This is a genomic window from Sediminivirga luteola (assembly GCF_014639315.1).
Lineage (GTDB): Bacteria > Actinomycetota > Actinomycetes > Actinomycetales > Brevibacteriaceae > Sediminivirga > Sediminivirga luteola.
Genome location: NZ_BMFY01000002.1, coordinates 172,069 through 192,469, shown reverse-complemented (window position 1 = coordinate 192,469; position 20,401 = coordinate 172,069). Strand labels below are relative to the sequence as shown.

At 69.8% G+C, this 20,401-nt stretch carries 19 protein-coding genes; 14 read left to right on the top strand and 5 right to left on the bottom strand.

The window, feature by feature from the left end; genetic code table 11:
* Window positions 1-38 precede the first annotated feature (38 nt).
* Window positions 39-1,193: a M24 family metallopeptidase gene (locus tag IEW13_RS02655; RefSeq protein WP_229744885.1), complete on the top strand. Its 1,155-nt coding sequence runs from the start codon at window positions 39-41 to the stop codon at window positions 1,191-1,193.
* 140 nt (window positions 1,194-1,333) lie between these two features.
* On the opposite strand, the gene IEW13_RS02650 is transcribed toward IEW13_RS02655, so the two are convergent.
* Window positions 1,334-1,990 carry a helix-turn-helix domain-containing protein gene (locus IEW13_RS02650; protein WP_188549374.1) on the bottom strand — a complete coding sequence of 219 codons (657 nt, stop codon included), beginning with the start codon at window positions 1,988-1,990 and terminating at the stop codon, window positions 1,334-1,336.
* A gap of 332 nt (window positions 1,991-2,322) precedes the next feature.
* Entirely contained in the window at window positions 2,323-3,675 is a 1,353-nt protein-coding gene (gene glnT / locus IEW13_RS02645) for a type III glutamate--ammonia ligase (RefSeq protein WP_188549373.1), read from the bottom strand.
* Between the two features lie 283 nt (window positions 3,676-3,958).
* Here glnT and IEW13_RS02640 point away from each other — a divergent pair, with 283 nt between their 5' ends.
* The 6 genes from IEW13_RS02640 to IEW13_RS02615 all read left to right on the top strand — a co-directional run bounded on the left by IEW13_RS02640 (window position 3,959) and on the right by IEW13_RS02615 (window position 9,632).
* Window positions 3,959-4,648: a dimethylamine monooxygenase subunit DmmA family protein gene (locus IEW13_RS02640; RefSeq protein ID WP_188549372.1), complete on the top strand. Its 690-nt coding sequence runs from the start codon at window positions 3,959-3,961 to the stop codon at window positions 4,646-4,648.
* Window positions 4,645-5,607 carry a PDR/VanB family oxidoreductase gene (locus IEW13_RS02635; RefSeq protein WP_229744884.1) on the top strand — a complete coding sequence of 321 codons (963 nt, stop codon included), beginning with the start codon at window positions 4,645-4,647 and terminating at the stop codon, window positions 5,605-5,607. Before IEW13_RS02640 ends, IEW13_RS02635 begins: the two co-directional genes overlap by 4 nt.
* Window positions 5,604-6,614, top strand: coding sequence for a heme-dependent oxidative N-demethylase family protein (locus IEW13_RS02630; RefSeq protein WP_188549371.1), 1,011 nt, complete (start codon window positions 5,604-5,606; stop codon window positions 6,612-6,614). Before IEW13_RS02635 ends, IEW13_RS02630 begins: the two co-directional genes overlap by 4 nt.
* A 10-nt stretch (window positions 6,615-6,624) precedes the next feature.
* Window positions 6,625-7,533, top strand: a complete 909-nt coding sequence (locus IEW13_RS02625) for an inositol monophosphatase family protein (RefSeq protein WP_188549370.1) — start codon at window positions 6,625-6,627, stop codon at window positions 7,531-7,533.
* 236 nt (window positions 7,534-7,769) lie between these two features.
* Window positions 7,770-8,363, top strand: a complete 594-nt coding sequence (locus IEW13_RS02620; protein WP_188549369.1) for a short chain dehydrogenase — start codon at window positions 7,770-7,772, stop codon at window positions 8,361-8,363.
* 18 nt (window positions 8,364-8,381) lie between these two features.
* Entirely contained in the window at window positions 8,382-9,632 is a 1,251-nt protein-coding gene (locus IEW13_RS02615; RefSeq protein WP_188549368.1) for an NAD(P)/FAD-dependent oxidoreductase, read from the top strand.
* An 85-nt stretch (window positions 9,633-9,717) separates the two neighbouring features.
* Here IEW13_RS02615 and IEW13_RS02610 read toward each other — a convergent pair whose 3' ends face one another.
* A complete protein-coding gene (locus IEW13_RS02610) occupies window positions 9,718-10,776 on the bottom strand; it encodes a LacI family DNA-binding transcriptional regulator (RefSeq protein ID WP_188549367.1) in 1,059 nt (352 codons plus the stop codon).
* Between the two features lie 117 nt (window positions 10,777-10,893).
* Here IEW13_RS02610 and IEW13_RS02605 point away from each other — a divergent pair, with 117 nt between their 5' ends.
* The 4 genes from IEW13_RS02605 to IEW13_RS02590 all read left to right on the top strand — a co-directional run bounded on the left by IEW13_RS02605 (window position 10,894) and on the right by IEW13_RS02590 (window position 16,019).
* Window positions 10,894-12,033 carry a sugar ABC transporter substrate-binding protein gene (locus tag IEW13_RS02605; protein ID WP_229744883.1) on the top strand — a complete coding sequence of 380 codons (1,140 nt, stop codon included), beginning with the start codon at window positions 10,894-10,896 and terminating at the stop codon, window positions 12,031-12,033.
* A 26-nt stretch (window positions 12,034-12,059) separates the two neighbouring features.
* Entirely contained in the window at window positions 12,060-13,541 is a 1,482-nt protein-coding gene (locus IEW13_RS02600; protein ID WP_188549366.1) for a sugar ABC transporter ATP-binding protein, read from the top strand.
* Between the two features lie 83 nt (window positions 13,542-13,624).
* The gene (locus tag IEW13_RS02595; RefSeq protein ID WP_188549365.1) at window positions 13,625-14,668 is read left to right on the top strand and encodes an ABC transporter permease; all 1,044 of its coding nucleotides are present in this window, start codon (window positions 13,625-13,627) and stop codon (window positions 14,666-14,668) included.
* A 232-nt stretch (window positions 14,669-14,900) separates the two neighbouring features.
* Window positions 14,901-16,019: a histone deacetylase-like amidohydrolase gene (locus IEW13_RS02590; RefSeq protein ID WP_188549364.1), complete on the top strand. Its 1,119-nt coding sequence runs from the start codon at window positions 14,901-14,903 to the stop codon at window positions 16,017-16,019.
* Between the two features lie 69 nt (window positions 16,020-16,088).
* On the opposite strand, the gene IEW13_RS02585 is transcribed toward IEW13_RS02590, so the two are convergent.
* A complete protein-coding gene (locus tag IEW13_RS02585) occupies window positions 16,089-16,559 on the bottom strand; it encodes a PTS sugar transporter subunit IIA (RefSeq protein ID WP_188549363.1) in 471 nt (156 codons plus the stop codon).
* Window positions 16,560-16,707: 148 nt separating this feature from the next.
* Between IEW13_RS02585 and IEW13_RS02580 the strand changes: the two genes are divergently transcribed.
* Window positions 16,708-16,989, top strand: a complete 282-nt coding sequence (locus IEW13_RS02580; protein WP_188549362.1) for a PTS sugar transporter subunit IIB — start codon at window positions 16,708-16,710, stop codon at window positions 16,987-16,989.
* A gap of 51 nt (window positions 16,990-17,040) precedes the next feature.
* Entirely contained in the window at window positions 17,041-18,465 is a 1,425-nt protein-coding gene (locus IEW13_RS02575) for a PTS galactitol transporter subunit IIC (RefSeq protein WP_188549361.1), read from the top strand.
* A 95-nt stretch (window positions 18,466-18,560) separates the two neighbouring features.
* Here IEW13_RS02575 and IEW13_RS02570 read toward each other — a convergent pair whose 3' ends face one another.
* Window positions 18,561-19,247, bottom strand: coding sequence for a GntR family transcriptional regulator (locus tag IEW13_RS02570; protein WP_188549360.1), 687 nt, complete (start codon window positions 19,245-19,247; stop codon window positions 18,561-18,563).
* A gap of 122 nt (window positions 19,248-19,369) precedes the next feature.
* On the opposite strand from IEW13_RS02570, the gene IEW13_RS02565 reads away from it, so the two are divergent.
* The gene (locus IEW13_RS02565) at window positions 19,370-20,350 is read left to right on the top strand and encodes a flavin reductase family protein (RefSeq protein ID WP_188549359.1); all 981 of its coding nucleotides are present in this window, start codon (window positions 19,370-19,372) and stop codon (window positions 20,348-20,350) included.
* Window positions 20,351-20,401 lie beyond the last annotated feature (51 nt).

Here is a 20,401-nt window from a genome sequence, read left to right as displayed (position 1 = left end):
GCACCTCACCCCATCACAACGAGGAAAAGAGAGCACAGATGCTGAACCTTCCCTTCCCCCTGGTGACCTACCGGGAGCGCCTGAGCGATGTGCAGACGCGCATGCGGGCCACCGGCATCGACGTCATGGTGGTGACCATGCCCGACTCGGTGCACTGGCTCTCCGGGGTCGACTCGGTCGGATACCTCTGGCCGCAGGGGCTGATCGTCTCCGCCCAGGACGGCGTCGAACCGGTCTACGTGACCCGGACGACCGAGCAGCCGGGCGTGGACGCCTGCTCCTGGCTGAGCGAACGCCGGTTCTACGACATCTCCGTCACGGACCCGGTCGACGCGCTCATCGCCGCCCTGCGCGAGTACGCGCCCCAGGGCGGGAAGCTCGGCCTGGAGACGGACGCCTTCACGATGCTCCCGTCCACCTACCGGCGCATCACCGAGGCGTTCCCCGGGGTGGAGACCGCCGACTGCAGCTACATCGTCCCGGAGGCGCGGCTGATCAAGACCGAGCCCGAGCTGGCGTACCAGCGCCAGGCCGCCGCCATCGCCGACTACGCGATGCAGCAGGTCCTCGATGCCGTGCGCCCCGGCATCTCGGAACTGGAACTGGCCGGCATCGGCGCACGTGCCCTGGGGGAGGCCGGGGGCGAGCACGCGGCCATCCCGCCGATGGTGGTCTCCGGTGAGCGCAGCGCACTGGTGCACTGCATGGCCGGCAGACGGACCCTCGGCAAAGGCGATGTGGTGTGCATCGAGCTGGCCGGCGTGGTGCACCGCTACCACGCGGTCCTGATGCGCACCGCGGTCATCGGCGAGCCGGCTCCCCGGATCCGGGAGGTGGCCGAACTGCAGAAGGAGGCCCATCTGGCGGCCGTGGCGGCCTCAGCGCCGGGCACGCCGGTACCCGAGCCCGAGGCTGCGGCGCGGGCGGTGCTGGAGCCGGCCGGGCTGCACGGGAACCGCTGCCACCGCATCGGCTACAGCCTGGGCGTCGCCTACCCTCCGGGCTGGCTGGAGCCGATGACGATGGTGGACGGCGACGAGCACGTGTTCGCACCGGGCATGTCCTACACGGTGGAGCCGAACCTGCACCTTCCGGCGGAGGGCTTCGGCCTCAAGCTCGGCGAGACCGTGGAGTGCACGGCCGGAGGGCCGAAGACCATGACGGCGCTGGGACACGACCTGTTCGTCGTGTGACGGCCGCCGGCGGGTGGCCGTGGCGGTAGGACACCACGCTAGTGACAGAACACCACCGTAGACGGTGTGGTCCTGTCACTAGCGTGGTGTTCTGTGAAAGGAGTCCGCACGGAGCCCGTGCGGCATCGCGGCGTGGGGCCTCAGTGCGGGGTGTGCTCCCCGTATGCGGTGACCGCCAGGAAGCGGCACGGCAGCGCGAGGAGTTCCTCCGGGCCGTGCGGCCCCTCGCCGTCGAACTGCAGGGCGTCGCCCGGCCGCAGCCGGTAACGGCTCTCCCCGTGCCCGTAGACCATCTCGCCTTCGAGCATGTACAACAGCTCCGTCCCGGGATGCTGGAACAGCGGGAAGACCTCGGACGCTTCGTCGAGCGTCACGAGCACCGCTTCCATGCGCTTATGGGGTCCGCGCAGGCCGCCAAGGAGCTCGTAGAGGTGCCCCTGCTTGGAACCGCGCCGGACGATCCGCGCCCCGTGCCCGGCGGGTACGTAGACCGCCTCGCGTTCGGCGTCCACGCCGCGGAACAGCGCCGTGACCGGGACTTCCAGCCCTTCGGCGAGGCGTGCCAGCGTCGTCAGGCTGCAGGAGGTCTGCGCGTTCTCGATCTTGGAGAGCATCGCCTTGGAGATTCCCACCCGCGCCGCCATCTCCGAGACCGAGAGCCCCGCGGTCTGCCGATAGAAACGCACCTGGGCGGCGATGCTGCGCTCCAGCGCCCCCTCGTCGATGCGGCCGCGCGGGATCTCTCGTTCGGGCGAGCCGGTGCTGATGCCAGGTGCGTCCTCGGGGCCGGTGCTCATGCCACCATCATGCCGCACGCCCCCTGTCACAGGGCAGGCCCGCCGATGCCGCCGGGAAGCAGTTGCTGCCGGGCTCGCCGATGCGGCCAGGCCCGCAGTTGCTGCCGGGGTCGCTGGTGCCGCCGGAAGGCGGCCGTCGGCGGGTGTGCCGGGGATGTCCGACGTGTAGGAGGTGCCGGTGCTGCCGGAGGGGGGCCGTCGCCGGGCCTCCCGGTACAGCCGGGGTGCCCGGGGCCGCCGGCACGTGCCACGCCCGCCGAGGCCGCCGGGAGACGGTTGCTGCTGGGCTCGCCGGTGCCGTCGGAAAGCGCCCGTCGCTGCACGGCAGGGTCTCACACCGCCGTCAGGTACTGCCGGAGCTCCCAGTCCGTCACCTGCGCGTGCCAGTCGTAGAACTCGTTGCGCTTGAGTTCCGCGTAGTACGCAGAGACCTTCCCCGACGGGTCCGCCGAGTCCAGCACGGCCCGCATCACCGGGTCCCGGTCCAGTTCGCTGACCGCGTCCAGCAGGGTGCGCGGCAGCAGCGGCGCACCCTCGGGGCGCGCTCCCGGGGCCCCGGGGTCGAGGCCGCGCTCGACGCCGTCCAGCCCGGCCCCCAGTGCGGCTGCGATCGCCAGATGGGAGGACGCCGCGCCGTCTCCGGCGCGCAGTTCGATCCGGTGCTCGTCCGGCACGCGGATCAGATGGGTCCGGTCGTTGCCGCCGTAGGTCGCGGCCCTCGGTGCCCAGGACGCCCCCGAAGAGGTCGACGCGGCCCGGGTCCGCTTGTAGGAGTTGACCGTCGGGGCGATCAGCGCCTGCAGCGCGGGGGCGTGCTCCACCAGGCCGGCCACGAAGCCGTAGCCGAGCGTGGACAGGCCCAGCCCGTGAACGTCATCGGCGCCGGGAGAGGGGAAGCGCGGGCCCTCATCGCCCCAGAGGGACATGTGGAAGTGCAGGCCGGAGCCGGTGCGGTCCGCGAACGGCTTGGGCATGAACGTGGCCGTCATGCCCCGCGCCTCGGCGAGCATCTGGATGATGTAGCGCAGCGTGGTGACCCGGTCCGCGGTGATCATCGCATCGGCGTAGTGGAAGTTCTGCTCGAACTGCCCGTTGCCGTCTTCGTGGTCGCTCGCGTACGGGCCCCAGCCCAACTGCTCCATCGCCTCGGAGACTGCGGACAGGTGGTCGTACATCCGCGTCACGCCGCGAGCGTCGTAGCAGGGCTGGGTGGCGTTGTCCGCCTCGTCGGCCGGGCAGATGGACCCGTCGGGGTTCTTCTGCACGAGGAAGTACTCCACCTCCGCCCCCACCGAGAGGGTCATCCCCAGAGCGGCGAGCCGGTCCAGCTGGCGACGCAGGATGACCCGGGGCGCATACGGGTACGGCTCGCCGTTCACGTGCGGATCGCAGTGCACCATGGCCAGGCCCGGCCGGATGAAGGGCAGCGGGGTGAACGAACCCGGGTCCGGGAGCGCCACGATATCGGGATCGGCGGGCACCTGACCCATCGCCCCGGCGGCGTAGCCGGCGAACCCGCAGCCTTCGGTCTGGAAGTCCTCGACCGCCGATGCCGGGATCAGCTTGGCGCACGGCTTGCCGGTCAGCGTCGTGAAGGTGGCGAGGATGAACTGCGTGCCGTGGGCGGCAACGAGCGAGGCCAGGGTCGTCTGCCCGGCCGGTGCGAGATCGGCGGCTGCGGTCATGGTGGTGGGACCCCCCAGGGTGTCTCATGCTGAATTACATTGTCCACTACCAGTAAACGTGCTGCGTGTTGCGTGCGGGTTTCAGCGATGTGAAAACAGCGTGTGCCGTTCCGCTCCCAGTCCGCAGGCCGCTGCGAACCGGCGCGATTTCACCGGCGCGAAACGTGGATCCGGAACAATGGGTGCATCGGGCGCCGCGCCGTCCAGTGATCCGGCGCGGACCGGGACGCGGGCGCGGACCGGAAGGCCCGGCACGGTATGACGACGTACGCGAGGAGCGACGATGACCTCCACCCTGACCGGAACCGGCTCCGGTCCCGGGACTTCCCCAGCGCACCGGCACGGTGACCGCAGTGCGCCGATCGACCGCACGGGTTCGCGCACCGCTGCCACCGTGCCGCCGCATGCCAGCATCCCGGCGCCGGGAGAACAGGACACCGCTGCCGGCGGCGGGCGGCTGGCACTGATCCGCTGCGGTGCAGCGGCCGAGGCCGCCGGCGCCTGGCCGGAAGCGGTGTGGGACGTCGTCGTTGACGGCAGCTACGAGGCACTGGACGCGCTCCTGGCCGAGGCCCGGGTGGGCATGAGGTTCCTGGTGACCGGTCCCGAGGCCGAGGTCTACGCGGTCCGCGCCAGGCTGCGCGAGGCCGGCGCCATCGACGAGGAGATCTCCCTTCTGGTGACCGACCGCAGCCGCATCCGGGTCTACTGCGCCCACTGTCAGCACACCCATCTGCACGAGGCCCGCGTCAACGAGACCGTGTTCTGCCCCGGCTGCCGCCGCCGGCTGATCGTCCACTACCACTTCTCCCGGCAGCGCGCCGCCTACCTCGGTTATATGGTCGATGCCGAGGTGGGCGACGGTGCGGCAGGCGACGCCGATGCTGTCGAGAATCGCCCCCGCCACGCAGTGGCCGCGGGGCCCGCCGATGCTCCGGCGGGCACGGCCGGTCCTCCTGGGACGCCGCGGTGACAGCTCTGCCGCCGGCCCTGCGCGACGGGCTGGACCTCATGGTGACGGAGGTGTGCCGGTACTCGGAACGCCTCGTCTCCCTCCGGATGCGGGCCGCCGATGAGCGGCCGCTGCCCTCCTATGTGCCCGGTAGCCACCTCGCCGTCGCCTGCGGAGACGGGATCAACGCCTATTCGCTCACCGGCTCCGGCCTGTACCCCGAGCGCTACGCCGTCTCGGTGCGGCTGGACGCCGCCGGGGCCGGTGGCAGCGTGGCGATGCACCGCCTGCGACCCGGCGATGTGCTGCGCAGCTCACGGCCGCGCAGCCAGTTCGCCCCGGTCGCCCAGGCGCGGCGTCATCTGCTGCTGGCCGGCGGCATCGGGGTCACCCCGATCCTCTCCCACGCCCGCGCGGCGCACGAGTGGGGAACGAGCGCCGATGTGCTCTACGTCCATCGCCCGGGCGAGGGTATCCACGCCGCCGAGCTGCGCGAACTGGCGGGGCCGCAGCTGTCCGTCGCCTGCCTCACCTCGCGGGAGGCGTTCGGCCGCGCCCTGCGTGGCCGGCTGGCCGGCAGCCCGCTGGGGACGCACCTCTACGCCTGCGGGCCGGAGCCCTTCATGGAAGCGGTACTGCGAGCGGCCAGGGAGCACGGCTGGCCGGAGGGGCGCCTGCACGCCGAGTCCTTCGGCGCCGCATCGCTGGACCCGGGCGAGCCGTTCGGCGTGAAGCTGCCGGACGGCACGCGCATCCCGGTGCCGGCCGGGGTCTCCCTCCTCGAAGCGCTGGAGAGCGCCGGGCGCGCTGTGCCCAACATGTGCCGCCAGGGTGTCTGTGGTCAATGCGCGCTGACGGTGACCGCGGGACGTCCCCTGCACCGCGACCACTACCTCACGGAAGCGGAGAAGGAGGAGAATCGGCTCATCATGAGCTGCGTCTCCCGCAGCCTGGACCGCGAACTGGAGGTGCGGCCATGACCGCCGTGACCGGCGCCGATGCCGCCCGTCCCGTGCCGGAGGGCCTGGAGCGCTTCCCCTTTCCCCTCACCGAGGACGCATACCGGTACTCCACGAACGTCGAGCCGGCCAGGAAGCCGGTCCGCACCGCCGCCGGCGGCTGGGGAACGCGGATCATCGACATCGACGGCCACTACGACGGCGAGCTGCGCGAGCGGGCCGCCATCCTTCAGCGGGACCCCTCGCGGATGGCCCTGGCACCCCATATGGGACCGGCGGCGTGGGACGCGCTGATGTACTGCCTCGAATGCCTGGCGCGGGAGTACCCGGACCGGATGGGCCTGGTCCGCGAGGGGAGGCGCTTCGCCTGGTCGAACCGGCTTCAGGACCTCCGCGTCGACGGGGTCATCGGTGACGACGATTCGGTGCCCGGCGGCCCGCTGACGTTCCTGGCCGGGCAGATCCAGGAGGACATCGCCCTGCTGGACAAGCGGGAGGGCGCGCTGTGGCTGGATGGCGGCGTTGTCACCTTCGCCTCGAACTGGTCGATGGCCTTCGACGTCGGCATGCGCTTCCTGGAGATCCACGGGCCCGTGCCCCGCGTGCACGAGGAGCGGGTCATCACGCGGGCGCACGACTTCCTCATGCGGATGCAGCCGGGGGAGGCCTACCGGCGCACCAACTGGAGCATGACCGTCGACCGGCGGCTGGACGTCTCCACGGAGACCTACCCGGAGTGGGGTTCCAGCCGCACCGAGGTCCTGGAGGACCCGCGCCTGCCGCAGCGACTGCATCTGCGCGTCGAGGTGCAGCACCTGATCGCCCTGCCGCACACCGGCGCCGTGCTGTTCCTGATCCGCACCTACCTGGAACCGTTCGAGCGGCTGGCGCAGATCCCGCAGTGGCGGGCGCGCCTGCACGCGGTGCTCAGCGAACTGCCCCAGGACATGGCGGACTACAAGGGGTTGGCCCGTTATCGTCCCCGTCTGGTGCAGTGGCTGGCCGGGGAGGACACGGTCCGGCGCTAGGCTGGAGCCTATGAGCGTGCCCTTCTCCGACGCCCCTGTGCCCGCAGACGCCCCGTTGTCCCGCGAAGAGCTCGACGCCCTCGTGCCGACGGTGGAAGACGCCGTGCTGCTCGCTGCCGACCGCGCCCGGCAGATCCAGCAGGACCCGGTGATCAGCACCAAGAGCTCGGCCTCTGATCTGGTCACGAACGCCGACACCGCCGTGGAGGAGATCCTGCGCCGGGAACTGGGCCGCGTGCTCCCGGCCGCGGCGTTCATCGGCGAGGAATCGGCAGGCACCGTGGTCCCCGCGCCAGCCGGGGAATCCGCTCCCGGGGCGGCCGGGCAGACCGGGGCGGGTGGTCTGGCGTGGATCGTTGATCCCATCGACGGGACCACCAACTTCGTCTACGGGCTGCCCTACGCCGTCTGCGTCGCGCTGTCCGCCGGCGGACGGCCCGTCCTGGGCGTGGTCGCCGAGGTGACCGCCGGGCGGCTCTACACGGCGACCGCCGGAACCGGTCAGGTGTGGATCCGCAGCGAGGAGAGCCGGGAGCAGATGCGGCCCGTGGTCCGGGGACACGGGCTGAGCGAAGCACTGATCGCCACCGGCTTCCCCTACGATCTGGCCCAGGCACCCACGGCGTTCGCGCTCGGTCAGCAGATCCACGAACGGGGCCGGGACCTGCGCCGGATCGGTGCGGCCTCCCTTGACGTCGTCTACACGGCGCTCGGGCGCGTCGACGGTTACGCGGAGCTGAACCTGCGGGCGTGGGACATCGCCGCCGCGCAGGTGATCGCGCAGGAATCCGGCGTCGTCGTCACCGACTGGACCGGCGAGGAACTGCTGCTCACCGATCCTGCGGCGGCCTTACAGGTGGTAGCCGCCCGGCAGCCGCTGCACGCCGAGCTCCTGGAGCTGATCCGCCGGGTGCGCTGACCCCGTGGCCGGCTGAGCCCCGTCGCGCCGTCGGCCCCTCACTGCCGGGCCCGCCCAGCCGGGGCAGGGCCGGTGGACGCTCACCGTCGGACGTTCGAGAGCGGACTCCGAGAGCGGGCAAGACGCTCTGGCCGCATATCACTGGGCCCGCCTGTGACGCGCATCATATCCGGCGGTAGCGTGGGAGGCGAGGCTGCCCCGGTCCCGCGGGGCGCACGTCATCGAGGAGGGCAAGGATGCGGATCGTGCTCGTGGGTGCCGGCGGCAACGTCGGACGAGTGGCAGCGGCGGCACTGAACGGCAGACATGAGGTGATCGGGCTCTCCCGCAGTACCGAACCAGCCGTCGATCTGGGTGAGCCGGGGACCATTGAGCGCGCCCTTGACGACATCGGGCAGATCGACGCGCTCGTGGTCGCTGCCGGCTCGGTGCCGTTCAAGCCGCTCGCCGAGCTGCGCCGCGCCGACTACGAGGCGGCGCTGGGCAGCAAGGTCCTCGGCCAGCTCGAGGTCGTCCAGCGCGGTCTGGCACGGCTGGCCGATCACGGATCCATCACCCTGACGAGCGGCATCATCGGCCGGGCGCAGATCGCCACCGGCGCAGCCGCCGCCCTGGCCAACGGCGCCGTCGAGTCGTTCGTGCGCGCCGCGGCCACGGAGCTGCCGCGGGGCATCCGCATCAATGCCGTGAGCCCCACCGTGCTGGCGAACTCGCCGCACTACCACGAGGCCTTCCCCGGTTTCCTCCCGGCCGGGGACGACGCGGTCGGCGCAGCGTATGTCCGTTCCGTCGAGGGCGTGGAGACCGGCCAGATCTTCGCCGTGGAATGAGCACGGAATGAGCACGGAATGAGCACGGTCATCGTCGGCGGCGGCCTCATCGGCCTCATGCTCGCCGAACGGCTGACGCGCGAGGGCCGCGAGGTGACGGTCGTCGATGCCCGGCATGCGCCCGGTGGCGCGAGCGAGGTGAACGCCGGATGGATCGTCCCGGCGCTGTCCGTGCCGGTGCCCGGCCCCGGTGCGGTGCGGCAGGCTCTGGGCTGGATGCTGCGTCCGGACAGGCCGCTCTACATCAGGCCCTCGGTGGAGCCGGAGTTCCTGCGGTTCATGCTCCACATGTGGCGGCACAGCACCGCCCACGCGCAGCGCCTGGGCCTGGAGGCGCACCTCGGCCTCATGGGTGCCTCCATGGCCGCGTTCGACGAGTACCGGAAGCAGGGCATGGAGTTCGAGATGCATGCCGCTGGTCTGCTGCTGACGTTCACCGATCCCGCGCATCTGGAAGAACAGCTGGCCTACCGGGACGTCTTCGAGGCCGCCGGCCTGGAACCTCGCGTGCTTCGCGGCGACGAGGTCCGGATGCACGAGCCCCTGCTGAGCGATGCCGTCGCCGGGGGCGTCTACTTCCCGCACGAACGGCACCTGGACCCGGGTGCGCTCATGCGGGCGCTGCGCTCCGCCGTCGCCGCCCGCGGAGTGCGGATGCTCACCGGCTGCCGCGTCACCGGCGCCGATGTCCGCGGCGACCGGGTGACCGCCGTCCACACCGCTGACGCCACCGGCGCCGCCGGCGGAACGAGCCTGCGCGCGGAGACGGTGGTCCTGGCGGCCGGCGCGCACACCGGCGTGCTGGCCAGGGAGTTCGGCGTGCGCCTTCCGGTCCGCCCGGGCAAGGGCTACATGCTTCAGACGGATCCGCTGCCGCTGCGCGGCGCGACCTACCTCGGGGACGCCAAAGTCGCCGTGACACCGTTCCGCGAGCGGCTGCGGCTGGCCGGGACGATGGAGTTCGGCGGCCTCGACGAGAACTTCAGCCCGGTGCGTTCCGAGGCGGTGCTGCGGGCGCCGGGCCGGTACTTTCGCGACTGGACGCCTCCTGCCACGGCGCCGGCACCGGCGGCCGGGCTGCGGCCGATGACGCCGGACGGGCTGCCGGTCATCGGGCGCCTGGGCGGGCTGTCCAACGCCTTCGTCACGAGCGGTCACAGCATGCTCGGCGTGACGCTCGGTCCCGCCTCGGCCGAAGCGCTCTCGGAGTTCATGCGCGAAGGGGCTATGCCTGACGCGCTGCGGCCGTTCGACCCGGCGAGGTTCTGAGCCCGCTCGTTGTCCTGCGGGACCGGGGCCGGCAGCGGGGCATGCGCGGGAACAGGCCCGAGGCCGGGGCGCGCGGCGGGAACCTTCAGGCGCGGAGCCGGCGCAACCGTCCCGTCGCCGAGTCGAGTTCCCGCACCTCACCGGCCAGGTGCAGATGCGGGTTGAACCACCGGTGGGTGAAGGCGGTTTCGCCGTCGCGCTCCAGCCGTGCCAGTTGTTCCAGCAGAAGATCCGCGGTCGCGACGGCGAACTCCTTGGCCCGCGTGTGCAGGGCGGCATCGTGCTCCACGAGGCTGGTCTCCATCGGATTGGTGGTCAGCACCACCGAGCGTGGCGGCCCGGCGGGGAAGAGCCCCTCGTAGCGGGGGTGTGAACGCGCCGTCAGCGCCAGCACGGTGCCGGTGAAGATGAGCAGGTCGGCATCGGCGTGGGCGCGGATCAGCTCGACCGCCTCGTCGACGCCCTTGAGCTCCGAGGACAGATCGACGGTGCGCAGGAGCGGCTGCACGCCGTGGCGTTCACACCACTCGCGGTACCCGTCGATCAGCTGGCGGGACCAGGAGTAGGCATCGGCGGGGGCGTAGCTGATCATGACCGGCCGCCGCACCGGAGTGTCCGCGTGCAGTTGGTCCAGTGCTTGCCGGATGAGAGCGCGGTAGTCGGCTTCGATGATCCCCAGCAGCGCCGATTCCGGCACTCCCTCGATCCGGCCGGCGGTGACCAGGCGGGGCTGCTGACTGAGATTGTCCGCGAAACGGGTGTCCTCCAGTGTGGCGTCGATGACGATGACCCCGGCGTGCTGGAGCCAGTCGTCGCGGCGACCCGTGCTGGGCTGGCTGCTGAGCAGCGTCAGATCGTAGCCGCTGCTGCCGAGGTGATCGGCCGCGGCGAGCGCGAAGGTGAGGTAGAACTCCATGCCGATGACGCGCTGGGGCACGAACAAGCCGACCGTCGTGCTGCGCCTGTGGCGCAGGTTCTGCGCGGCGCGGTTGGGGATGTAGCCGAGTTCGGCGGCGGCCTGGCGGACGCGCGTCCGGGTGGACTCCGCCACGCGCCCGGTGTCGTGCAGCGCATCGGAGACGGTGGTGACCGAGAGGCCGACGTGCGCGGCCAGATCGGTGAGCGTGACGCGGGGGGAAGGCATACCGGCAGGCTACCAACCGTGCCGTGCGCCTCGGATACCGGCAAGTCACATCGGGTGGAGCTGCGGATTCCGCATGTTAGCAGCGTGTAAAAACTCGGCTTCAGGGTCTTGACGGTGATGCCGGCCACATCCAAGATGGACTTCACGACACTGCCGGAACGTTCCGGCACCTTCACGGCACTGCCTTCCGGATCGGTGTACCACCGGCCCGGTTTCGGCAGGGAACCCGCCGGGGGCCGCCCCGAGGCCACGACGAAAGAGGACACCATGGCACGCACCAGCAGATTCACGGGCCGGCTCCTGGCCGGGGCCGCCCTCACCGCAGCATCCGCGCTGCTCCTGTCCGCCTGCGCCGACGGCGGCACAGGCGGGGAGGGGAGCGGAGAGAAGGGCGCGGTCGCGATGAGCTTCGCCGGCCTGGACATCCAGATCTGGAACGACATGCTCCCGTTCATGGAGGAGTCCGTTCAGGCGGCCGGCTACGAGTTCATCACCGACAATCCCGAGTGGAACGCCCAGACCCAGGTCGCCAACTGGGAATCCTGGATCGCCCGCGGCGATGTGCGCGCCATCATGGGCTACCCGGTCCAGTCCGACGCGATGGTCGCGGTGACCAGCCAGGCCGCCGGCGCGGGCATCCCGGTGCTCGGCTACGGCAGCGAGTGGGAAGGTGTGGAGGCGGCCGTCGTCTTCGACCATCTGGCCGACGGCCAGGTGCTCGGGGAGCAGGCCGCCGAGTGGATCGCCGAGACCTATCCCGATGAGGAGGTCGACGTCGCGCTCCTGGGCTACCCCGACACCGATCTGGGTCGTCTGCGCGGCGAGGGCATCCGCGCCGCGCTGGACGCCGCCGATCTGGATCTGAACATCAACGAGCACTCCGTGCTCAACCTCGACGACGGCTACTCGGCCGTGCAGAACCAGCTCAACGCCTTCCCGGACACCAAGGTGTGGCTGGCAGTGGCGAACGACCCGGCCCTGGGCGCGTACCAGGCACTGACTGACGCGGGCGTCTCCCCGACCGACGAGTCGATCCTGCTGGGCAACATCGACGGCACCGACGCCGAACTCGCCGTCGTGGGCGAAGAGGACAGCTTCTGGCGCCTGCTGTTCCTCACGCCTGCGCGGGAGATCGCCGAGGCCAATGCCGAGATGCTCGTCGCCGCGGCCGAGGGCGAGCCGGTGGAGGACGTCACCCTGGAGCAGACCCAGGTGACCAGCGAGAACGCCGAGTCGTTCCTGCTGGAGAACCAGTAGGCCCAGGCAGCAGCGGAAGGAACCCGATGACACCGCCCCAGGAACCGCCCAGGCTCGAGTACGAGAGCGTCACCGTCGACTTCGGCGCCACCCGCGCCCTGTCCGAGATCAGCTTCTCGGTCCGGCCCGGCGAGATCGTCGGCCTGCTGGGGCACAACGGCGCCGGGAAGAGCACGCTGTTCAACGTGACCAGCGGCGTCATCGGGGCCACCAGCGGCTCGTTCCGGGTCGACGGGGTCAATGTCGGCGGTGACCTCAGCCCACGGCAGGCTGCCGAGCTGGGCATCACGATCATCCATCAGGAGCCCGCGCTGGCGCAGAACCTGACGGTGCTGGACAACCTGTTCCTCGCCCGCCCCGCGGGCGCGGGCGCCGACCGGAAGAAGAAGGCGAGAGCCGCGCTGGAAGCGGTCGGCGCGGACATCCCGCTCGATATGCCCGTCGACGCCCTCGGGCTCGGGCAGCGGCAGCTGGTCGACCTGGCCCGCGGGATGCTCGCCGGGGAGATGAAGGTGCTCCTGCTGGATGAGCCGACGGCGGCGTTGGGGAAAGCGGAGACCGATGCCCTGCACGCTCTCATCAGGAACTTCGCCGAGCGCGGCGTGGCTGTCGTGTACGTCTCCCACCGCCTGCCGGACATCATGGAGGTCTGCACCAGGATCGTCGTGTTGCGCGGCGGTGAACTCGTCGTGGACGATGCGGCCGCCGGTTTCACTGCGGACCGGCTCGCGCGGGCGCTCGTGCCGGAGTTGCGTGACGCCGAGTTCATCGAGACCGTCCCCGGGGCAGAGGCCTTCCGGATCGACACGCCCGGCGGACCCGTCACCGCCCGTGAAGGCGAGGTCGTCGGCCTGTTCGGGATGGCCGGCGGCGAGCAGTTCGCGCTCGCGGCCAGCCTGGCGGGCGTCGACGGCGCCGCGGAGTACGAGTTGCGCGGCACCCGGGTGCGGGTGGCCAGCCCGCGCCAGGCCATCAAGCGGGGTGTGTTCTACGTGCCGCCGGACCGGGACACCGAAGGACTGATCGCCTCGGAGACCGCCAAGGACAACGTCATGCTGCCCTGGTTCGGTGCCACCGGCGGACGCGGCTGGTGGATATCGGACCAGACCGGCGCAGAGGTCTATCGCAAGGCCAGGCGCGCCCTCGACATCCGCGGGCCGGCCGGGGACGCGGAGGTCTCGCAGTTCTCCGGCGGCAACCGGCAGAAGCATCTGCTCGCGCGGTGGCTCTACCCCGCCCGTCCGGGCCTCCTCGTCCTGGCGCAGCCCACCCAGGGCGTCGACGTCGGCGCGAAGCTGGACATCGTCGACGCGGCCCGCACCGCGGCCAGGGACGGCGCGACCGTGCTGGTGGTCTCCAGCGAATCGGACGAGATCGCCAGCATGTGCGATCGCGCCTACTGCCTCCTCGGCGGGCGCATCCGCGAGGTCGGCCGCGCGGGAGACTTCAACGCCGCCCTGCTGGCCGGGCTCCTGGCCCTCGCCGAACCCGTACCCGAATCCGCCTGACCCGCCGGCTCGCCGCCAGGTGCCGGCCCGCCTGCGCGTGCCAGCACCGAGCACATGCGTCCCGCCCCGAAGAGAGAAGCCAGATGAACACCGAGAGACTCAAGATCTTCCTGGCCAGGAACGGCATCTTCATGGCGCTGATCGCCCTGATCGCCGTCTTCTCCGTCCTGCGCCCCAACTTCTTCAGCCTGGCCAACGGGCAGAGTATCCTCCTCCAGGCGGCCGAGCTGGGCCTGATCGCCATCCCCCTGGCCTTCCTGATCATGTCGGGGACGATCGACCTGTCGGTGGGATCGGTCGCCTCTGCAGCAGCCGTCGCCGGCGGCATGGTCATGAGCGGCACGGGATCGACCACGACCGGCATCCTGGCCGGCATCGCGCTGGGCGCCCTGGCCGGGGCGCTGAACGGCTTTCTGGTCTCCTACCTGGGCCTGAACTCCTTCGTCGTCACCCTCGGCGGCCTGAGCGTCTGGGGCGGATTCGCCCTGTTCCTCTCCGGCGGCAAGACGATCCCGCGGGCCGAGCTGCCGGAGGCGTTCCGGGCCATCGGCACCCTCAAAGTGGGGCCGGTGCCGATCCAGATCGTGCTGCTGATCCTCGTGGTCGCCGCCGGCTGGTACGTGCTCAACCGGACCCAGTTCGGCAAGAACGTCAAGGCGATCGGCGGCAATGAGCGGGCGGCGCGCCTGATGGGCGTGAACGTCAAAGGCACCCGGTTCCTGCTCTTCGTGACCAGCGGCGGCTTCGCGGCGGCGGCCGGGCTCCTGCTGTCGGCCAAAGTGCAGTCGGCCAATCCGAACATCGGCTCCGGCCTGGAACTCGAAGCGCTCACCGTCGTGCTGCTCGGCGGAGTCGCCTTCCAGGGCGGGATCGGCCGGATCAGCGGGGTTGTCGCGGGCCTGCTGTTCTTCCGCGTCCTGCGTGCCGGCCTGGTGTTCATGCAGGCCTCACCGTTCCTGCAGACCATCCTGGTCGGCCTCACCCTGATCGTCGCCGTCGCGCTCGACAGCTCGATCCAGAAGGTCATCCGCAGTTCCTGGGCCAAGCTCGGCAAGGACGCTACCGAGGAAGCCGAAGACGACAACAGATCCGGACCGGCGGAACGAGAACGCGCCGGAACCTCTTAGGCGGGGCTGCCGGAGCGCTTCCGGCCTGGGCGGCGGGAGCGCTTCCGGCTCGGGCGGGCCGGCATGCCGCCGGATGCGCGCCGATGCGAAGGCGCGGCCGTGTCATGCCTGTCCGCCCGGCTTGCCCCGGTGATGAAAGAACCCTGACCGCACAGCTGAGTGTTTTCGAGGACGACGCGGCTGCCCGCCTCGGACTGTCCCGGAAGCCGACGAGGAAGAGAAGAGTAGAGAAGTGACACGACCCGCACGGACCGGATACGTCTGGCACGAACGCTTCGCCTGGCACGACACCTCCACGCACGTGGGGTTCCTCCCCGCTGGAGGCCTGCTCCAGCCCCATCACCACTACGAGAGCACCGAGTCGAAGGCCCGAATGGCCGGCCTCATCGAGGTCAGCGGCGCCTCGGAACTGATGACCAGGCTGCCGTTCGAACCGGTCGCGGAGGAACAGATCACCGCCGTGCACGATGCGCAGTACGTCGCCCGGATCAAACGGGAGAGCGCCGAGCGCGGCGGCGATGCCGGTGACGGTGCCTCGCCCTTCGGGCCGGGGTCCTACGACATCGCCCGGATGGCCGCTGGCGGCACGCTGGCCGCGCTCGACGCGGTCCTGGACGGTCAGGTGCAGAACGCCTACGCCCTGGTCCGCCCGCCCGGGCACCACGCCGAACCGCAGTCAGGGATGGGCTTCTGCCTGTTCTCCAACGTGGGCATCGCGATCCAGGCGGCACGGGCAGCGGGCAAGATCTCCCGAGTGGCGATCGTCGACATCGACGTCCACCACGGCAACGGAGCCCAGCGGATCTTCTGGGACGACCCGGACGTGCTCACCGTCTCCCTTCACCAGGACCGCCTGTTCCCGCTCGACTCCGGCATGCGGGAGGAGACCGGTGGCGAGAACGCGCCCTATTCATCGCTGAATGTGCCTCTCCCGGCCGGTTCCGGCGACGGTGCCTACGAGCTGGCGATCGCCGAGGTCGCCGTGCCCGCGGTGCGCGCGTTCCAGCCGGACGTGGTCATCGTCAGCTGCGGTTTCGATGCCTCCATGGCCGATCCGCTGGGGCGTATGTGCGTCACAGCCGGCGGCTACGCGCGGATGACGCGCCAGCTCGTGGACCTCGCCGAGGAGACGAGCGGAGGCAAGCTGGTGTTCTCGCACGAGGGCGGGTACTCGCCGGAGTACGTGCCGTTCTGCGGTTTGGCGGTGGTGGAGACCCTGGCGGGCAAAGAGGAGCTGACACCCGACCCGTTCGGCTGGGCCTACGGGGCGTACCCGGTGCACGAGGTGACCGATGCGCAGCGCGAGGCTGTGGATGCCGCTGCCGCCGTGCTCGCGGCCAGGCCGTGGTGAGCGAGGCGAACGTGAGCGGGCGCCGTCAGCCTGGAATCAGCGCATTCATCTGGATGCGCGCGGCCGGCGTCATTCCAGCACCCGGCCCAGCTCCGCGGCGAGCGTTCCCGCATCGGCTGCCTGGAGCAGCCCATCTGCCCAGCCGGGTCGCTGAAACGCCTCGACCAGCCGGGACAGCAGTGCGACCTGCGTGTGCGGCCGGTCAACCAGGAGCAGGACGATGACCCGCGCGTCGATGCTCTGGCCTGGGGTGCCCATGAGCCCGAAGCGCACCGGAGTGGCGAGGGTCGCCACCCCCAGACCTGGCCGGAGGACGTGTTCGGCGTCGGCGTGCGGGATCGCCACCGGCACCTCGGTCGGCAGTCCGGTGGGGTAGTGCCGTTCGCGCTCCAGCAGCGCCGCCGGGAAGCTCGGCCGTACGAACCCTGCCTCCAGGGCCAGGCCCGCCAGCGCTCGCAGCGCTGATTCGGCATCGGGTGCCTCCATCCGCGCCAGTGCGAGCTGTGGGTGCACGGCCGGGCCGTCGATTTCCTGCTCCATCGCAGACTCCTTGCCTGGCCATATAGCGGCCACGTTCACACGAATGTGCGAATGTAGTGCACACATGTCACTTAACGGAGTATAATCCAGCCATCGACTGATGCGCGGCCTACGTCAGACCGTTGCAGTCCGATACAAGGGAGTATCGATGGCTCGCAAGCATGTCCTCGTCATCTGCGGAACCGGTGTGGCGACCTCCACCGTCGTCAGCCAGAAGATCCGCGCCTTCCTCGATGAGAACGGCCTGGATGCGACGATCTCGCAAGGGGCCGTGGCGGATCTGCTGGGCGGTGGCGTCTCGGCAGATTTCGTCGTCAGCACCACCACCGTTCCCGACTCCGTAGGCGTTCCCGTGATCCAGGGCATGCCCTTCCTGACCGGCATGGGCGTCGACGGGGTCTACGAGCAGATCAGGGCGCAGTTCGACTGACGCTCTAGCGGCCGCGTCTCGGTCGCATCGTCCCGGGCAAAGGAGCTCTCCATGGACGTCTTCACCGATGTGCTGGTCGCCGTCAGCGCTTACCTCAGCGATCTGGGCGCGGCGATCACCCTTCCGTTCCTCATCGCCGTCTTCGGGCTCATCCTCGGTCAGAGACTCCCGCAGGCGATCCGTGCCGGCCTGCTGATCGGCATCGGCTTCATCGGCATCAACCTCATCATCACGCTCATGGCCGAGCAGGTCGGTCCCGCCGCAGAGGGGATCGTCCAGAACCTCGGTGTGGACCTGCGGACCATCGACGTCGGCTGGCCGTCATCTGCGGCAATCGCCTTCGGCTCCACCATCGGCGCCGTCATCATCCCGCTGGGCCTCCTGGTCAACATCGTGCTGCTGTCCACCGGACTGACCCGCACGTTCAACATCGACCTGTGGAACTTCTGGCACTTCGCACTGGTCGGTGCGCTTGTCGCCGCGGTGACCGACAGCTTCTGGCTGGGCGTGGCGGCCGCGGCGATTCACATCGTGGTGGTGCTCGCGCTCGCGGATCTCTCCGCACCCTGGGTGCAGAAGTACTTCGGCTTCCCCGAGATCTCCTTCCCGCACGGCACCTCGGCGCCCTATATCGCGCTGGCCGCGCCGATGAACTGGGTCTTCGACCGCATCCCGGGGTTCAACCGCCTGGAGGCCGACCCCGCAGCGATTCAGAAGCGGTTCGGCGTCTTCGGCGAGGCAATCATCCTGGGGTTCGTGCTCGGGCTGCTCTTGGGGATCTTCGGATTCGGCTTCGACGATCCGCGCGGGGACTCCATCGCGATCCTCACGCTCGCGGTGAGTCTGGCAGCCGTGATGCTGCTGCTGCCGCGAATGGTCTCGGTGCTCATGGAGGGACTGATCCCGATCTCGGAATCCGCCCAGGCCTTCGTGAAGAAGCGCTTCCCCGGCCGCAAGTTCTACATCGGCCTGGATTCCGCCGTTGCCGTGGGACAGCCCGCCGTGCTGGCCACCTCGCTGGTGCTGGTGCCCGTGACGGTGCTCGTGGCGATCGCCTTGGCGCCGATGGGCAATACGGTGCTCCCCCTGGTGGACCTCGCCACCATCCCGTTCATCGTGGCGATCATGGTGCCGATCTTCCGGGGCAACATCGTCCGTTCGGTGATCGGCGGCGCCATCGTCATCGGCCTGGGCCTGTTCATCGCGACCGCGACCGCCGCGCAGTTCACCTCCATCGCCGCCGGCGCGGGCTTTGAACTGCCGGAGGGCGCCAGCCAGATCTCCTCGCTCGTGGACGGGGCCAACCCGCTGACCGGTCTGTTCTTCGGCGCGGCGGGGCTGGGCGGCTGGACCATCGCGGTGCTCGGCGTGCTCGCGCTCGCGTTCGCCTGGTGGGTGAGTCGGGTGGAGAAGCGGCGCGATGCCGCCCGGCTCGCCGCGGAGAGGAGCGAGTCGGAAGCCGCCGGGCAGACGTGAGACCCGTCCCTACGCGGTGAACCCGCCATCCACCGGCAGCACCACGCCGCTGAGATGACTGGCGCGGTCGGCATGGCACTCTTCTGTATTTCGCGTTAGAGGAAGCGTGCTTCCGGTGAGCTCAGCAGCGTGGTGGCCGCTGCCTGGATGTGTTCGACGCACAGTTTTTCGGCTCGAGGGCCATCGCCGTCCTCGATTGCGGCGACGATTCCTTGGATCTCCGCGAGGGACTGCGCGGGGCGGCCGGGGACCGCGAGAGAGTTCGCCTGCACGAGGGTGATCCGCCGCCGGAGTCCCTGAAGAATACGCGTGAGCTCGCTGTTGCCGGCTCCTGCGAAGAGCACCGCGTAGAACCGGGTCTTCTCCTTCAGCATCAGCGTCGGATCGTCGACGGCGTGTGCCATCGCTTCGACGGCTTCCCGCAGAGCCTCAAGTTGTTCCGTGCTCCTGTTTCGGACGAAGAGCCGGCAGGCAAGACCTTCGAGTTGCGCGCGGATCGCGTACATGTCCTCCACCTCCTTGCGGGTGAAGGTCTTCACGAATGTCCCTCTACCAGGCTCGGATTCGACGAGCCCTTCGCTCTGCAGCTGCCGTAGAGCCTCACGAACGGTGGCCCGGCTCGCAGTGGTGACCGCGCAGATCTCCCGTTCTACCAGAGGGGCGCCGGCCGGCAGCTGAAGGCTTGTGATGGTATCCCGCAGGTAGTCCGCCACCTGATCGCGGATGAGCGCCGGTGCTCGCAGGATCGGTGATTCCGGGAGAGGAGAGGGCAGAGAAGCCATGGTCGAATCCTAACGTACCTATTGTGCTGACTGCTAATAGACAGTAGCCTGTCTGACAACCGACAGCGGAATGTGTCATAGGCCACATTGACGGAGCATGTCACTGGCATGCGGCAGAGAGGATGCGTCGTCCCGTGAGTACAGAAATTGACAGCGCTACGTTCAGAAGGGTCCTCGGCTCCTTCCTCACAGGGGTCACGATCATCACCACCAGAGACGCGACGGGTGAGCTGCGGGGGATCACGGCAAACTCCTTCACTTCGGTATCCCTCGATCCGCCGCTTGTGTTGTTTTGCGTGGGGAAGTCTTCCTCCAGTTGCGAGGCGTTCTCCGCCGCCGAGGGATACAACGTTCACATCCTTGGCTCAGAGAACCAGGCGCTCGCCAAAGCATTCGCCACTCGCGGTGTCGATAGGTTCGCCGGCGTGCCGGTGACCGAAACCCGCACCGGGGCTCCTCTGCTGGACGAAGTCGGCACCTGGCTGGCCTGCGAGACGCACCAGATCGTCGATGCCGGAGACCACCTGGTGGTCATCGGCAGGGTGTACGACTGCGCTGTCCAGGACGCGAGACCGCTGGGCTTCTATCAGAGCCAGTTCCAGTCGTTCCGCGCGGAAGAGGAATTGGCCAGGGGCCTGGCCCACGACGCCAGCGGCGTCCGAGTGGGCTGGGTCGTGGAGACACCTGCTGGCGCACTATTGCTGAGGGAAGAGCAGCCGGACGTCTACGGTCTGCCCTCGACCGTGATGGACTCCAGCGCCCTTTCGGAGGACCGACTGAGCGCAGCGGCCGAGGAAGCGCTCGGCGTGCCGGTCAGCATCGACTTCCTTTACTCCCTTTATGAGACGTCCGACGGACGACTCTCCCTCATTTATCGCGGGACGGCAGAGGATGCCGTTCTTGGCGACCCGCGTGTGCGGGCCGTGGACCCGGCTGTGTTCGACGTCTCCGCCGTCGCCGGCCGTCCAGAACGAGCAGTCGTCCGGCGCTACCTGGATGAGCGGAACGAGTCCCGTTTCGGCATCTACGCCGGCACGCAGCGCCATGGCGCAGTGGCGACGATCAGCGGAGTCAACCGGGGTGAACCCAGCGCCCACGCATAGCAGGCTGCATCGAGCGTAGCTGCAGAAAATCACGGATCCGCTCGTACGCGC